Here is a 13,778-nt window from a genome sequence, read left to right as displayed (position 1 = left end):
CTGCCCGTAGCGCTCCCGGCTCATGCCCAGCCGGACGCCGGTTGAAACCCGCAAGTAACAACTGGTTTCCCGGCCGGGCGGGGCACCGGCCGGTGCGGCCGGTCCTCCTAGCTTACGGCTGTTCCGAGGAGAGAGCCCAGGCCGTACGTCACAGCGGCGGCCGCGCCGCCCAGGACGAGCTGCCGGAGCCCGCTGTACCACCAGGACCGTGCCGTGACCCTCGCCACCAGGCCGCCGCACAGGAACAGCCCGGCCAGGGCGACCAGCACCGCCGGCCACAGCCGCTCCGTCCCCAGCAGATACGGCAGCACCGGCAGGACGGCGCCCACGGCGAAGGCCCCGAAGGACGAGACGGCGGCGACCGCCGGCGAGGGCAGGTCGCCGGGGTCCACGCCGAGCTCCTCCCGGACGTGGATCTCCAGGGCCAGCTCGGGATCGCGGGACAGCTGCTCGGCGACCTGGCGGGCCAGCTCCGGCTCCACACCGCGCGACACGTACAGCGCCGCCAGCTCCCGCTCCTCCTCCGCCGGATTCGCCCGTATCTCCTCGCGCTCGACCTCCAGCTCGGCCAGCACCAGCTCACGCTGCGAGGCAACCGAGGTGTACTCGCCGGCGGCCATGGAGAAGGCGCCGGCGGCGAGGCCGGCCATCCCCGTGATCACGATGGTCTGCGAGGAGACGTTGCTGCCGGCGACGCCCGTGATCAGCGCCAGGTTCGACACCAGTCCGTCCATCGCGCCGAAGACCGCGGGGCGCAGCCAGCCGCCGTTGACGTCGCGGTGGGTGTGGTTGTCCCGGTGCGCGTCCTGCGGCCCGTCCTCGGTGAGACTCTCGGTGACGTTCCCGGCGAGGTTGTCGGCGGCGCTGCTGCTGGCCATCGGTGTGGTGCTCCCTTCCCCGGGACAGCCCGGCGGCTCCCCCGGCACTCGACGGTACGCGCGATGCCGTCGGCGGCGCCAGCAAGGAAGGCCGAACTTACCTGCCTGACCTGCGGTTTCTCAGGGCGGGGGCTGCGGACGGTTTCCGGGGAAGGTGCGGACGGCTCCGCGGCGGGGCCGCTGCCGGCGGTTCCGCGACGGGCGCGGACAGACCGGCGGCGGACCCCCGGAAGGGTCCGCCGCCGGTCTCGGGAGGTCCGCGATCGCGTGATCTCCGCCTCAGAGCTTCTTGGCGGCGTCCGCCCCGGAGTCCGCGGTGTCGTCGCCGTCGCCCGGGCCCTCGGGGCCGGCCGGTTCCCCGGACGCGGCCGCTCCGGCGGGCTCGTCGTCGCGCTGCGCGTCCCCGGCCGCCCCGGCGGTCTCGCCGTCCTTCTCGGTCCCGGCGGTTTTCCCGGGCTCGGCGTCCTTCCCCGGCTCCTTGCCGGCCTCACCGTCCGTCTCACCGCCGCCGCCGGCGGCGGCCTCCGCCGCGCGGGCCTCCTCCGCCGCCGGTTCCACGACGGCCTCCCGGCCGGGACGCAGCCGGGACGAGACGATCATGTAGGCCACCGCCCCGAGGAAGACGACCATCGAGGTCCAGACGTTGAAGCGCAGACCGAGCACGTGGTGCGCCTCGTCGATCCGCAGGTACTCGATCCAGCCGCGGCCCACGGTGTACGCGGCGACGTACAGCGCGAAGGCCCGCCCGTGGCCCAGCCTGAAGCGGCGGTCGGCCCAGATCACCAGCAGCGCCACGCCGATGCACCACAGCGATTCGTAGAGGAACGTGGGGTGGTAGTAGCCGGGTTCGGGGCCCTTGTCGATCTTCAGGGCCCAGGGCAGGTCCGTGGCCTTGCCGTACAGCTCCTGGTTGAACCAGTTGCCCCAGCGGCCGATGGCCTGGGCGATGGCGATGCCCGGCGCAACGGCGTCCGCGTAGGCCGGCAGCGGGACGCCGCGGCGCCGGGCGCCGATCCACGCCCCGACGGCGCCGAGGGCGATGGCACCCCAGATCCCGAGCCCGCCCTCCCAGATCTTGAAGGCGTCGACCCAGTTGCCGTGCTCACCGAAGTACGGCTCGTACGTGGTGAAGATATGGTAAAGACGGCCGCCGACCAGACCGAATGGGACGGCCCAGACGGCGATGTCGGCCACCGTGCCGGGCAGGCCGCCGCGGGCGACCCAGCGCCGGCCTCCGATCCAGACGGCGGCGAAGACGCCGATGAGGATGCTGAACGCGTAGCCGCGCAGCGGGATCGGGCCGAGTTCGATCACGCCGGTCGACGGACTGGGAATGTATGCGAGGTCCATGGCGGTCCCGACGCTACCGTGCCGGGCCGGGTACCGGGCAACCAGCCCGGCAACGGCTCCGTAACGGGGCCGCGCCCGGTGCGGCCCCGCGCCCCCGCCCCCGGCGGACTCCGGTCGCCGGACGGTCACGGGGCGGCCCCGGGGAGGGGGCCGGCCGGGCCCGGTGCCGGAAGACCGGGAACGGCGTCAGGGGAGGACCCGGGCCGGGCCGGCCGCCACCACGACCAGCAGGACGACGAAGACCACGCCGGCCGCCACCCCCCACCACCGCTGCCCGCGCGCCGCCGGCCGGGGCGGCGTCGCGGTCCGCCACCCCTCCGGCCGCGGGGGCTCCGCCGGACTCCCCCCGCGGCGCCACCGGCGGAGGGCGCCCTGCCGCTGGGCGGCCGCCTCGTCCTGCCGGCGCAGCCGTTCGGTGACCATACGGGCTCGCGCCGACGGCTCCCTGGGCGCGCGGGCCCGGCCCGGCCCGGCACTCTCCTCGATGAACCGCGCCCACTCCTCGTCGGGTATCGGGGGCAGGTCGGGGTCGTCCGCGGCCCGGCCGGTGGCGGGCGGCTCTGCGGTCACGGTCCTCACATCTCCTGGGGTCGGCAGCGCGACGGCGGCCGGGCGGGGCACGCGGCGGCCCGGCCGGTGACGGGGTGTGGGGGGTGCTGCCAGGGTAGACCAGCGGGCCGACAGCGGCGGGTGGCCGGGCGGGGAAACGGGGAGGCGCCTGCGCGCCTCCCCGTTGGAGGGCTCCCCCGCGGTACCGCTCCCCCGCTGCCTCCATGCCCCCGCTGCCTCCATGCCCCCGCTGCCGCGCGGTCAGGCCCCGCGGCTCACGCCCTTCGCCAACTCCCCTGCCAGGGTGCGGACTTCGGTGAGCCCGGTCTCCAGGTCCGGGGCGTCCAGCAGCCGTTTGACGAAGGCCGAGCCGACGATCACGCCGTCGGCGAAGGCCGCGACCTCCGCCGCCTGCCCCGGGTTGGAGACCCCGAGCCCGACGCAGACGGGCAGCTCCGTGGTGGCCCGGGTGCGGCGCACCAGGTCCTGCGCCTGCTCGCCGACCGACTCCCGGGTGCCGGTGACCCCCATCAGCGAGGCCGCGTACACGAAGCCGCTGCCGGCCGCCGTGATCTTCGCCAGCCGCTCGTCCCGGCTGCTCGGCGCGACCACGAAGACCGTGGCCAGACCGTGCCGCTCGGCGGCCGCGCGCCACACCGCGGACTCCTCGACGGGCAGGTCGGGCAGGATGCAGCCCGCTCCGCCGGCCCCGGCCAGATCGGCGGCGAACCGCTCCACGCCGTACCGGTCGACCGGGTTCCAGTACGTCATGCAGAGCACCGGCGCGCCGGTCGCCGCGTGCACCTCGGCCACCGTGCGGATCACGTCGGTGATCCGCAGCCCGGCGCGCAGGGCGATGTCGTCGGCGGTCTGGATGACCGGACCGTCCAGCACCGGGTCGCTGTGCGGCAGCCCGACCTCGACCACGTCGCAGCCGCCCTCGAGCATCGCCGTGACGGCGCGCACCCCGCCGTCCACGGTCGGGAAGCCGGCGGGCAGGTAGCCGACCAGCGCGGCCCGGCCCTCCCCCCTGGCCTTGGCCAGGACGGATTCCAGGAGTTCCAGGTTGCCCGCCATCACTCGGCCTCGATCTCGTCGCTCGGGTCGTACAGCTTGAAGTAGCGCGCGGCGGTCTCCATGTCCTTGTCGCCGCGGCCGGAGAGATTGACCAGCACCAGCCCGTCCGGGCCGAGTTCGCGGCCGAGGAGGAGGGCGCCGGCCAGGGCGTGCGCGCTCTCGATGGCCGGGATGATGCCCTCGGTCTCCGACAGGAGGCGCAGCGCCCGCATCGCCTCGTCGTCGGTCACCGCGCGGTACTCGGCGCGGCCGGTGTCCTTGAGGTAGGCGTGCTCGGGGCCGACGCCCGGGTAGTCGAGCCCGGCGGAGATCGAGTACGGCTCGGTGATCTGGCCGTCCTCGTCCTGCAGGACGTAGCTGCGGGAGCCGTGCAGGATGCCGGAGGTGCCCTCGGTGAGGGTCGCCGCGTGCTCGCCGGTCTCCACGCCGTGCCCGCCGGGCTCGAAGCCGACGAGCCGGACGGACGTGTCGGGGATGAACGCGTGGAACAGGCCGATGGCGTTGGAGCCGCCGCCCACGCAGGCGGCGACCGCGTCCGGCAGCCGGCCCGTGCGCTCCAGGATCTGCCGGCGCGCCTCGACGCCGATCACCCGGTGGAAGTCCCGGACCAGGGCGGGGAAGGGGTGGGGCCCGGCCACGGTGCCGAAGAGGTAGTGGGTGCGGTCGACGTTGGCGACCCAGTCGCGGAACGCCTCGTTGATGGCGTCCTTCAGGGTGCGGCTGCCGGACTTGACGGCGATGACCTCGGCGCCGAGCATCCGCATCCGCGCCACGTTGAGCGCCTGCCGCTCGGTGTCGATCTCGCCCATGTAGATGGTGCATTCGAGGCCGAAGAGGGCGCAGGCGGTGGCGGTCGCCACCCCGTGCTGGCCGGCGCCGGTCTCGGCGATGACGCGGGTCTTGCCCATGCGACGGGTCAGCAGCGCCTGCCCCAGCACGTTGTTGATCTTGTGGGAACCGGTGTGGTTGAGGTCCTCCCGCTTGAGGAAGACCCGGGCGCCGCCGGCGTGCCCGGCGAACCGCCGGACCTCGGTGAGGGCGCTGGGGCGGCCGGTGTAGTTGACGAGCAGTTCGTCCAGCTCGGCGGCGAAGGCCGGGTCGGCCTTGGCCTTGGCGTACTCGGCGGCCACCTCGTCGACCGCGGCGACCAGCGCCTCGGGGATGAACTTGCCGCCGAACGCGCCGAAGTAGCCCTCGGGGCTGGGGACCAGACCCTCGGGATCCGGAATGAAGAAGTCGGAGGACATCTGCGGTGCTCCTCGTTACGGGGCGCGGGGCCCCGGCTGGTGGGTGGTGACAGTGGTGGAAGTGAACGGTCCGCGGGGAGGGCACGCGCACGCCCGGCCGAGGGCGGTACCGGCGCCCGGGCCGCCGCCCGGGCCGGGACCGCAGGCGGGGGCGGGACGGGAGCGGCCGGGCACCCGGCGCCGCACGCCCTGCACGCCGCCACCGAGGCCCCGGACCCCGAGCGGACCGGGCCCGGACGAACCGGGACGGGTCCGGGGCTCCGGATCCCGGGGCCGTTCCCGGCCCCCGGGCACTCGGCCGTCCCCGGCCCGGCCCGGGGCGGTCCGGACCACCTGAGCAGTCCGGGCCCGGTACCGAGCCGGTCCGGCAGGGCACGGAGAACGGAGCCGAGTCCGTCCCCGGCCCCCGAACGGTGCGGGAGCCGGGTTGCGGCCCCGAACCGCTCCGGGTCCGCTGTCCGGGCTGTGGACCGGTCCGGCTACCACGGCCGGAGCCGTATGCGGGTCCGGATACTCCCGAGCGGGCACCGGTCCGAACCGGTCCGGCCCCTCTCCGGGGCTCCGGGCTCCGGGGCTCCGGGGCTCCGGGGCTCCGGGGCTCCGGGGCTCCGGGGCTCCGGGCTCCGGGCAGGGTCCGGATGCGGTCTCCGGCCCAGGCCGCGGGGCGGGGCCGAGAGCCCGGCACCGCGGGCCCGAGGTGCCGGGCCCGGAAGCCGGGCGACGGACGGGAGAGGCCGGAGTGGCCCGGACGGCGGCGACGCCGGGGGGGCGGCCCGCTCGACAGCGGGCGGCGCGCCGGGCGGTGTCAGGCCGCGCCGGCGGGCGTACGCGTGGCCACCGCACGCCATCGCATGCCGTTGATCTGCCCCGGCTCACTGCCGATGTGGTACCGCACCCGCCGCCCCCGCACCCGCCGCGCGGGCGCGCGGCAGCCCCGCGGCCGGCAGCCGCGGGCGAGCCGTGCGTACGGGGAGCGGGCCATGGCCATCGCGGGCTCCTCAGCCGCGCCCGTGCCGGAGGGCCGGGTGCGCGCCGGCCGCCACGAGGTCGGACACCGCCGTCTTCGGGTCGCGGCCGGTGACCAGCGACTCCCCGACGAGCACGGCGTCCGCGCCCTCGTTGGCGTAAGCGATCAGGTCGTGCGGCCCGCGCACACCCGATTCCGCGATCTTGACGATGTGGTCCGGGATGCCCGGTGCGATCCGGCCGAAGTTGGACCGGTCCACTTCCAGCGTCTTGAGGTTCCGCGCGTTGACGCCGATGACGCGGGCGCCGGCGACGACGGCCCGCTCGACCTCCTCCTCGTCGTGCACCTCCACGAGCGGCGTCAGGCCGATCGACTCGGCGCGCTCCACGAGCGAGACCAGGGCCGCCTGGTCCAGCGCCGCGACGATGAGCAGAGCCAGGTCGGCGCCGTGGGCCCGGGCCTCCCACAACTGGTAGGAGGTGACGATGAAGTCCTTGCGCAGCACGGGGATGTCGACCCGGGCGCGGACGGCCTCCAAGTCGGCGAGCGAGCCGCCGAACTTCCGTTCCTCGGTCAGCACGCTGATGACGGCCGCGCCGCCCGCCTCGTAGTCGGCGGCGAGCCCGGCCGGGTCGGCGATCGCGGCGAGCGCGCCCTTGGACGGGCTGGAGCGCTTGACCTCGCAGATCACCTTGACGCTGTCACCGCGGAGCGCCGCGGCGCCGTCCTTGGCCGGAGGGGTCCTGGCCGCCCGCTCCTTGAGCTCGTCGAGACTCACGCGCGCCTGCCGCTCCGCGAGGTCGGCACGGACTCCCTCGATGATCTCGTCGAGCACACTCACGGGAGCGGCCCCCTTCCGGGACGGTGGTGGAGCGATCGCGGCCGTCCGGTGCCCGCCGGGCACCGCCCCGCCCGCGACTGCGCGAGACTCTGCGATGGTATCCGGCCGGGTGCGCACCCTTCACATCCGGGCGCCCGGGGTCCCGGTACGTGGACATACCGGTGCGATCGGTTCCGGTTCTCACGGCGCCAGGCCCCCGCCGAACGGCAGGTTCCGGACAACCGTGAACGCCGTGACGAGCGCTCCGGCGACCCACCACGGCAGCCGGCCCCGCACCGCTCGCCCGGTGTGCCCGGTACGCCCGGTGCGCCCGGTGCGCCCGGTGCGCCCGGTGCGCTCCCGGGCCGCCGGAGCCCTCGGGTCCGCGGGGTCCGCGGAGCCCGCAGAGTCCGCGCCCCGCGCGGTACACCCCGTCGGCGCGCTCCGGGCAGCCCGAGTCGGCCCGGGGGCGCGCACGGGCCCGGGGGCGCGCACGAGCCCGGGGGCGGCCCGCAGGGCGCGTACCGTCCAGGCCCCCCAGACGACGGCCGCCGCGGCCGCGGCCAGGACGACCAGCGCGTTGGTACCGAACGCGGCGGCCGGATCGCCGTGCGCGAGGGCGTGGACACTGCGGAGACCACCGCAGCCGGGGCACAGCAGGCCGGTCGTGTGGAACAGCGGGCACACCGGGTAGCGCCCCGGAACGCCCGGATCCACGGCCCCGACCCAGCCGAGGGCTCCCGCACCGGCGGCGAGCGCCCCCACGGGCGCGGCCAGGGCCCTCAGGCGGGCCGAGGGAAACCGCCCGGCACGGCCGGCCGGGTGACGGCCGCCACCGGGCGGCACAGCCGGGCCGGGCACGGCAGTGCCCGCCGGCGGGCCCGGAGCCGGGGCGGGGCCCGTCACCGGACGCCCGGACGGGACAGCGGAATCCGGCACGGAAGCACAGAAGCCGGAGACGCGGCCGGAGCCGCGGGCACGGACCGAGCCCGTCGCCCAGCCGAGGCCGCGGGGGAAGCCGGATGCCCGGGCAGAGCCGCGGACGAACCCGGACACGGGGCCGCGGCCCCGGCCTGGGCCTGGGCCAGGACGCCCCGCGCGGGCGGGGCCGGGTACGCGGACGGAGCCGGGCGCGGCACCGGGTACGCGGACGGAGCCGGGTACGCGGACGGGGCCGGGTGTGGTGCGAGGTGCGCGGGTTCGTCGCTCACGGTCCCGAGTCTCGCCGCGGACGCGGAAAGGCGCAGCCCCGGGCCCTCGTACGCCGTCCATACGGCCGTACGGGCCACGGGGCCGCGCCGTCACGGTCCTGTCCCGGCTCGCGGGGGCGCCGGCGCCGTCCGCGAGCGGCCGGGTCAGTGCTGCGGCTGCCGCCTCTGCGCCTCGCGCGGGGCGTCCTGGCCCAGGCCGGCCTTCTTCATCATCCAGCCGACGATGCCGCCCAGGAAGACGATGGCGATACCCACCCAGAAGCCCACGGGGCTGGCCATCACGGTGAAGGCGCTGGCCACGCAGAAACCGATGAAGGCGATGATGACGCCGGTCCAGGCGGCCGGGGTGTGTCCGTGGTCGGTGCCCGCCATGAGTTCTCCTCGTTGCTCTGTGTGCGCCTGGCTCGGGCGCGGTGAACGCTCGGTGTCCATTCTTGCCGACGGGCTGTGACGCCGTCGCGCCGGGGTGCCGTCCGGGAGCGCCGGAACGGGGCGGGCCCGCCGGAAGGGGCCGGGGGATGGCCGGGCGTGGGCAGGACCTGGCGCGGAGGCGGGCCGGGAGGCGGGCCGGACACGGCGCGGACGTCCTCAGAGGCATGCCCCGGCCCGGCCATGGGCGGTGGTGTCAGCGGTCGCGGGTCGGGTCCTCGCCCCGGTCCAGGGCGCGCCACATCTCGTCGGGGCGCTCCGGGTCGGGTGCGGCGGCGCCGCGGCGCGCGGCACCGGCCGGGCGCTCGTACCGTCCGGACATGGCGGGCCAGCGGCGCCCGTGACGCAGGGCGATGAGGCCCGCGAGCAGCAGGAGCAGCCCGGCCGCGGTGGAGACCAGCGGCCAGCCGGTGTGCGTGACGTTCTCCACACCGGCGCCGACCAGGCCGGTGACCCGGGCCGCCTCGGCCTCCAGGGTTCCGGTGTCGCCCCGGCCGAGGAGGGAGCCGGCGGCCGTGCCCGCCCCGCTGAGGGCCAGCAGCGCGGCCACGGCGGTGCGGCCGGCGCGGCGTACGGCGAACACGGCGACCAGCGCGGCGAGTCCGACGATGGCCAGCGCGGCGGGTGCCCCCGTTACGTCCCGGCCCTCGGCGGCCACGGGCAGCGCCCCCTGGGCGGCGGTGGTCGTGGCTTCGGACCAGGTCTGCCCGCCGGCGACCAGGGCGAGGGCCGCGCCCGCGGCACCGAGGGCCAGTGCGGCGGCGAGGCTGCGCCGGCCGGTGCCGACGGCGGGCCCGGGCGCCGGGTCGGGCCCGGCCCGGTCGGGGCCGGCCGCCGGACGCCCGGGTCCGGGTTCGCCGGGTCCGGGTTCGGGGTGTTCGAGTTCGGGGTGTTCGAGTTCGGGGTGGCTGCGCGGCTCGGGTACGGGACTCACGTTTCCACTATGACCCGTACCGTCCCGCCGCCCGAACCCGGGTCAGCGCGGAACCCGGCACGGCGCGGAACCCGGCACGGCGCGGAACCCGGTACGCGGGCCGCACTCGCCCCGTGGCCGGACGCGGCTTCCGGGAGCAGGTGCGAGGGCCGTGGAGGAGCAGCTCGCCGACGGCCCGCGCCAGGTCCGGGGAGCCCGGCCTCAGCCGGCTGCCCACGCCGGCTGAGGGCCGGCCGGCGTGCGGGGTGCCCGAGTACCGCCCCCGGCGAAGGACGGTCCGCGGCATCCGGGGGGGGGGCGTTCCGTCCGGGCGCGCGCGGCCCGGACCGGACCGCCCCGCACGGGGCCGGTGCGGCCCCGCCCGCACGGAGGCCGGTGCGGCCCCGCCCGCACGGAGGCCGGCGTTGCGGTCCCCGGCGGGGCCCGCAACGGCCGCTCCGGCCGGCCCTACCGCAGCCCGGAGGCCATCCGGACCGCGCGCAGCACCGCCGCCGCCTTGTTGCGGCATTCCGTGTCCTCGGAGACCGGGTCGGAGTCGGCCACGACCCCGGCCCCGGCCTGCACGTAGGCGGTGCCGTCGCGCAGCAGGGCCGTGCGGATGGCGATGGCGGTGTCGGAGTCGCCGGCGAAGTCGAGATAGCCGACGCAGCCCCCGTACAGGCCCCGCCGGGTCGGCTCCAGTTCCTCGATGATCTGCAGGGCGCGGGGCTTGGGGGCACCCGAGAGGGTGCCGGCCGGGAAGCAGGCGGTGAGCACGTCGAAGGCGGTCCGGCCCTCGGCGAGGCGGCCGGTGACGGTGGACACGATGTGCATGACGTGGCTGTAGCGCTCCACCGACATGAAGTCCACGACCTCGACGCTGCCCGGCTCGCAGACCCGGCCGAGGTCGTTGCGCCCGAGGTCGACGAGCATCAGGTGCTCGGCGCGCTCCTTGGGGTCGGCCAGCAGTTCCTCGGCGAGCGCGGCGTCCTGCTGCGGGGTGGCGCCGCGCGGCCGGGTGCCCGCGATGGGATGCAGCAGGGCGCGCCCGTCCTCGACCTTGACCAGCGCCTCGGGGCTGGAGCCGACGACGTCGAAGCCGTCGAACCGGAGGAGGTACATGTACGGGCTGGGGTTGGTGGCGCGCAGCACGCGGTAGACGTCCAGGGCGGAGGCCGGGCAGGGCGTCTCGAACCGCTGGGACGGAACGACCTGGAACGCCTCCCCCGCCCGGATGCGCTCCTTGATGTCCTCCACGGCCTCCTGGTACGCGGCGCCGCCCCAGCGCTGGGTGAACTCGGGCAGCTCGGAGGGCGGCAGGACGGCGGCGCCGCCGGGGAGGGGCCGGGCCAGGTCGGCGGTCATCGCGTCGAGGCGGGCGACGGCGTCCGCGTACGCCTCGTCGACGCCGGTGTCGAGGTCGTTGTGGTTGATCGCGTTGGCGATGAGCAGGACGGTGCCGTCCCAGTGGTCGAGCACGGCGAGGTCGGAGGTGAGCAGCATGGTGAGCTCGGGCAGGCCGAGGTCGTCACGGGTGCTGTCGCCGATCCGCTCCAGGCGGCGGACGATGTCGTAGCCGAGATAGCCCACCATGCCGCCGGTGAACGGTGGCAGGCCGAGGAGGTCGCCGAGGTCGCGGGGGGTGTGCAGGGCCTCGACGGTGGCGCGCAGCGCCTCCAGCGGATCTCCGCCGGTGGGGACGCCGACGGGTGGTGTGCCCAGCCAGTGCGTCTCGCCGTCGCGGACGGTGAGGGTGGCGTCGCTGCGGACGCCGACGAAGGAGTACCGCGACCAGGAGCGGCCGTTCTCCGCCGATTCCAGGAGGAACGTGCCGGGGCGTTCGGCCGCGAGCTTGCGGTACAGGCCGACCGGGGTGTCCCCGTCGGCGAGCAGCCTGCGGCTGACGGGGATGACGCGGCGGTCGGCCGCCAGCTTGCGGAAGGTCGTGAGATCCATCGTGGTGGCGGCACCGGTGCTCATGGGCCCGGATCCTAGTGGCCCGGGCGGGCCCGGCCGGGGCCGTTCCAGCATGCGGCCGCAGGGCCGTTCCCACGGCGGCGCCCGTCACGGTGCGGCTCGCGGGGCCGGTCCCGCCGGGCCGGGGCGCCGGGTGTGCGGGAACGGACGGCCGCGGAGACGGGCGGCGGGGCCCACCGCGCGTGCTCCCTCCCCCGCTGCCGCGCGGGCCGCACCGCCCGCCCGGGCGACATGGGGAGAAAGCGGACCGGAGCGGACGGGACGCCGGCCGGCGCCGGGCACAGCCGGCCGGGGCGGGCCGGGACGAACCGGAAGTGACCGGGAGGGAACGGCGGTTCAGGCGGAGGCGGCGGCCGGGCCGAGCGGCAGTTCGTGGGCGTCGAAGCAGGTGCGGTCGCCGGTGTGGCAGGCGGCGCCCACCTGGTCGACCTTGACGAGCACGGTGTCGCCGTCGCAGTCGAGCGCCACCGACTTGACGTGCTGGACGTGGCCCGAGGTGTCGCCCTTCACCCAGTACTCGCCGCGGCTGCGGCTCCAGTAGGTGCAGCGGCCCGTGGTGAGGGTGCGGTGCAGGGCCTCGTCGTCCATCCATCCCAGCATCAGCACCTCGCCGGTGTCGTACTGCTGCGCGATGGCCGGGACGAGCCCGTCGGCGTTCCGCTTGAGCCGCGCGGCGACGGCGGGGTCGAGGCCGGAGGAGCCGGCCGGACCGGCGGGGGCGGCGCGGCCGCCGGAGTCACGGGAGTCGCTGGACATGGGCGCCATTGTGCCGCCGCGGCGGGTACCTCGGGAAATCCACCGCACGGCCGGGGCGGCGCGGCGGCACAGGACACGCGGCCGGACCGTCCCGGGGCGCGGCCCGGTCCACCCCCCGAGACCGCCCCCGACCTCCCTCGGGGTTCTCCCCCACTGCCCCCGGAACACCGCGCGGCATCATGGCCGCTCCCCCGGCACGGTCGTAGGGTGGCGGTATGACCCATGCGAAGCGTGAACGTCTGCTCCTGGCCGATCTGTTGGAGAACGCGGGCCCGGGGGCCCCGACCCTGTGCGAAGGCTGGACCACCCGCGACCTCGCCGTGCACCTGGTGGTGCGCGAGCGGCGTCCCGACGCGGCCGCGGGCATGTTCGTCAAGCCGCTCGCGGCGCGGCTGGACCGGGTGGGTGCCGAGTTCGGCGCGAAGCCGTACGAGGAGCTGATCCAGCTCGTCCGGACCGGCCCGCCCCGGATGTCGCCGTTCTCGCTGAAGCAGATCGACGAGGTCGCCAACACCGTCGAGTTCTACGTCCACGCCGAGGACGTCCGCCGCGCCCAGCCGGACTGGACCCCCCGCGAGCTGGACCCGGTCCTGGCCGACGCCCTGTGGGCGCGTGTCGAGAAGGTGGCCCGGATGATGGGCCGCAAGTCGCCGGTCGGCCTGGTGCTGCGCCGCCCGGACGGCCGCACGGCCGTCGCGCACCGCGGCACCCCCGTGGTCACGGTCACCGGCGAACCGGGCGAACTGCTGCTCTTCCTCTACGGCCGCCAGGAGCAGGCACGCGTGGACACGGAGGGCGACAAGGACGCCGTCGCCAAGGCGTACGCGGCCAAGCTGGGCATCTGAGAAAAACTGCCGTATCACGCCGTATTGCGGCGCGATACACTGGCTCCATGAAGACCATCACCCAGCGCGAACTGGCCGCCCGGTCCAAAGCCGTCCTGGACGAGGTGGAGGCGGGCGAGACCTACCACATCACCCGCAACGGGACCGAGATCGCTGAAGTCCGTCCTCTCACCACGCGCCGGCGGTTCGTTCCCGTGGAGGAGCTTCAGCGCAAGTGGCGCAACGCGCCCGCGGTGGACTACGCGAGGATGCGCGCCGAGGCAGACGAGTTCTACGGCGATGAGGACCGTGTCGGAGAAGACGACCGTGACTGAGCGGCGCCCACGTGGCCTGTTGGACACCTGCGTGGTCATCGACCTTCCTCTGATCGCCCGGGAACGTCTGCCGTTGGAGGCCGCCGTCTCCTCCGTGGTGCTGGCAGAGCTCGCCCAGGGGGTCGCCATGACCGGTGACCCCGTCGAAATACTGGCCAGGGCGGAGCGTCTGGCGGACACGGAGGCGGCCTTCACCGCCATTCCCTTCGATCGCGAAGCGGCTCGCCGGTTCGGAACTCTGGTGGCCCTGACGATCAAAACTCAGCGCACTCCGCGTCCGCGGCGCATGGATCTGATGATCGCGGCCACGGCCGCCGCACAGGGACTCCCCCTGTACACCCGGAATGCGGACGACTTCAGGGGACTGGAGCAGGCCGTGGAGATCATTCCCGTCTGACCGGCGAACCTGCCGGGCGCGTCACCGGCCCGCGGCCGAAACCTTTCC

The 13,778-nt window shown here is 75.8% G+C and carries 15 protein-coding genes; 3 read left to right on the top strand and 12 right to left on the bottom strand.

The genetic code is table 11. The features are described from left to right. Window positions 1-107 precede the first annotated feature (107 nt). The 12 genes from KBZ10_RS16125 to hisI form a co-directional block, all read right to left on the bottom strand. A complete protein-coding gene (locus KBZ10_RS16125) occupies window positions 108-878 on the bottom strand; it encodes a VIT1/CCC1 transporter family protein (protein WP_210988336.1) in 771 nt (256 codons plus the stop codon). A gap of 279 nt (window positions 879-1,157) precedes the next feature. After that, complete coding sequence (lgt, locus tag KBZ10_RS16120; RefSeq protein ID WP_210988335.1) at window positions 1,158-2,228, bottom strand: prolipoprotein diacylglyceryl transferase; 1,071 nt, start codon at window positions 2,226-2,228, stop codon at window positions 1,158-1,160. 186 nt (window positions 2,229-2,414) lie between these two features. Further along, window positions 2,415-2,798, bottom strand: a complete 384-nt coding sequence (locus KBZ10_RS16115; protein ID WP_210988334.1) for a hypothetical protein — start codon at window positions 2,796-2,798, stop codon at window positions 2,415-2,417. A gap of 240 nt (window positions 2,799-3,038) precedes the next feature. Then, window positions 3,039-3,854: a tryptophan synthase subunit alpha gene (gene trpA, locus KBZ10_RS16110; protein WP_210988333.1), complete on the bottom strand. Its 816-nt coding sequence runs from the start codon at window positions 3,852-3,854 to the stop codon at window positions 3,039-3,041. After that, window positions 3,854-5,101 carry a tryptophan synthase subunit beta gene (gene trpB, locus KBZ10_RS16105; RefSeq protein ID WP_210988332.1) on the bottom strand — a complete coding sequence of 416 codons (1,248 nt, stop codon included), beginning with the start codon at window positions 5,099-5,101 and terminating at the stop codon, window positions 3,854-3,856. Before trpB ends, trpA begins: the two co-directional genes overlap by 1 nt. 805 nt (window positions 5,102-5,906) lie before the next feature. Beyond that, the gene (gene trpM, locus KBZ10_RS29495; RefSeq protein ID WP_247702450.1) at window positions 5,907-6,089 is read right to left on the bottom strand and encodes a tryptophan biosynthesis modulator TrpM; all 183 of its coding nucleotides are present in this window, start codon (window positions 6,087-6,089) and stop codon (window positions 5,907-5,909) included. 10 nt (window positions 6,090-6,099) lie between these two features. Beyond that, complete coding sequence (trpC, locus tag KBZ10_RS16100; protein ID WP_210988331.1) at window positions 6,100-6,909, bottom strand: indole-3-glycerol phosphate synthase TrpC; 810 nt, start codon at window positions 6,907-6,909, stop codon at window positions 6,100-6,102. A 180-nt stretch (window positions 6,910-7,089) separates the two neighbouring features. Beyond that, entirely contained in the window at window positions 7,090-8,160 is a 1,071-nt protein-coding gene (locus KBZ10_RS30585) for a DUF2752 domain-containing protein (protein WP_210988330.1), read from the bottom strand. 83 nt (window positions 8,161-8,243) lie between these two features. Continuing rightward, window positions 8,244-8,471 carry an HGxxPAAW family protein gene (locus KBZ10_RS16090; RefSeq protein ID WP_210988329.1) on the bottom strand — a complete coding sequence of 76 codons (228 nt, stop codon included), beginning with the start codon at window positions 8,469-8,471 and terminating at the stop codon, window positions 8,244-8,246. A 253-nt stretch (window positions 8,472-8,724) separates the two neighbouring features. Further along, complete coding sequence (locus tag KBZ10_RS16085) at window positions 8,725-9,462, bottom strand: TIGR02234 family membrane protein (RefSeq protein ID WP_210988328.1); 738 nt, start codon at window positions 9,460-9,462, stop codon at window positions 8,725-8,727. 447 nt (window positions 9,463-9,909) lie between these two features. Next, the gene (locus KBZ10_RS16080; RefSeq protein ID WP_282107840.1) at window positions 9,910-11,421 is read right to left on the bottom strand and encodes an anthranilate synthase component I; all 1,512 of its coding nucleotides are present in this window, start codon (window positions 11,419-11,421) and stop codon (window positions 9,910-9,912) included. 333 nt (window positions 11,422-11,754) lie between these two features. Beyond that, window positions 11,755-12,174, bottom strand: coding sequence for a phosphoribosyl-AMP cyclohydrolase (gene hisI, locus KBZ10_RS16075; RefSeq protein ID WP_210988327.1), 420 nt, complete (start codon window positions 12,172-12,174; stop codon window positions 11,755-11,757). A gap of 215 nt (window positions 12,175-12,389) precedes the next feature. Between hisI and KBZ10_RS16070 the strand changes: the two genes are divergently transcribed. The 3 genes from KBZ10_RS16070 to KBZ10_RS16060 are packed head-to-tail and all read left to right on the top strand — an operon-like array spanning window position 12,390 to window position 13,730. Beyond that, the gene (locus KBZ10_RS16070) at window positions 12,390-13,019 is read left to right on the top strand and encodes a TIGR03085 family metal-binding protein (RefSeq protein WP_210988326.1); all 630 of its coding nucleotides are present in this window, start codon (window positions 12,390-12,392) and stop codon (window positions 13,017-13,019) included. A gap of 47 nt (window positions 13,020-13,066) precedes the next feature. Then, a complete protein-coding gene (locus tag KBZ10_RS16065) occupies window positions 13,067-13,333 on the top strand; it encodes a type II toxin-antitoxin system Phd/YefM family antitoxin (RefSeq protein WP_210988325.1) in 267 nt (88 codons plus the stop codon). Beyond that, window positions 13,326-13,730 (top strand): type II toxin-antitoxin system VapC family toxin, encoded by a 405-nt coding sequence (locus KBZ10_RS16060; protein WP_307847475.1) that lies wholly within the window; start codon window positions 13,326-13,328, stop codon window positions 13,728-13,730. Before KBZ10_RS16065 ends, KBZ10_RS16060 begins: the two co-directional genes overlap by 8 nt. Window positions 13,731-13,778 lie beyond the last annotated feature (48 nt).

Source organism: Streptomyces sp. F63 (assembly GCF_018070345.1).
Taxonomy (GTDB): Bacteria; Actinomycetota; Actinomycetes; order Streptomycetales; family Streptomycetaceae; genus Streptomyces.
The sequence above is the reverse complement of the archived record's forward strand: the minus strand, read 5'-3'. Positions and strand labels throughout refer to the sequence as shown.

Coding starts and splice junctions, on each gene's coding strand:
- KBZ10_RS16080 (WP_282107840.1), bottom strand. CDS start 11,421: ATGAGCACCGGTGCCGCCACCACGATGGATCTCACGACCTTCCGCAAG.
- KBZ10_RS16070 (WP_210988326.1), top strand. CDS start 12,390: ATGACCCATGCGAAGCGTGAACGTCTGCTCCTGGCCGATCTGTTGGAG.
- lgt (WP_210988335.1), bottom strand. CDS start 2,228: ATGGACCTCGCATACATTCCCAGTCCGTCGACCGGCGTGATCGAACTC.
- KBZ10_RS16065 (WP_210988325.1), top strand. CDS start 13,067: ATGAAGACCATCACCCAGCGCGAACTGGCCGCCCGGTCCAAAGCCGTC.
- KBZ10_RS16125 (WP_210988336.1), bottom strand. CDS start 878: ATGGCCAGCAGCAGCGCCGCCGACAACCTCGCCGGGAACGTCACCGAG.
- KBZ10_RS30585 (WP_210988330.1), bottom strand. CDS start 8,160: ATGGACGGCGTACGAGGGCCCGGGGCTGCGCCTTTCCGCGTCCGCGGC.
- trpB (WP_210988332.1), bottom strand. CDS start 5,101: ATGTCCTCCGACTTCTTCATTCCGGATCCCGAGGGTCTGGTCCCCAGC.
- hisI (WP_210988327.1), bottom strand. CDS start 12,174: ATGTCCAGCGACTCCCGTGACTCCGGCGGCCGCGCCGCCCCCGCCGGT.
- KBZ10_RS16090 (WP_210988329.1), bottom strand. CDS start 8,471: ATGGCGGGCACCGACCACGGACACACCCCGGCCGCCTGGACCGGCGTC.
- trpA (WP_210988333.1), bottom strand. CDS start 3,854: ATGGCGGGCAACCTGGAACTCCTGGAATCCGTCCTGGCCAAGGCCAGG.
- trpM (WP_247702450.1), bottom strand. CDS start 6,089: ATGGCCATGGCCCGCTCCCCGTACGCACGGCTCGCCCGCGGCTGCCGG.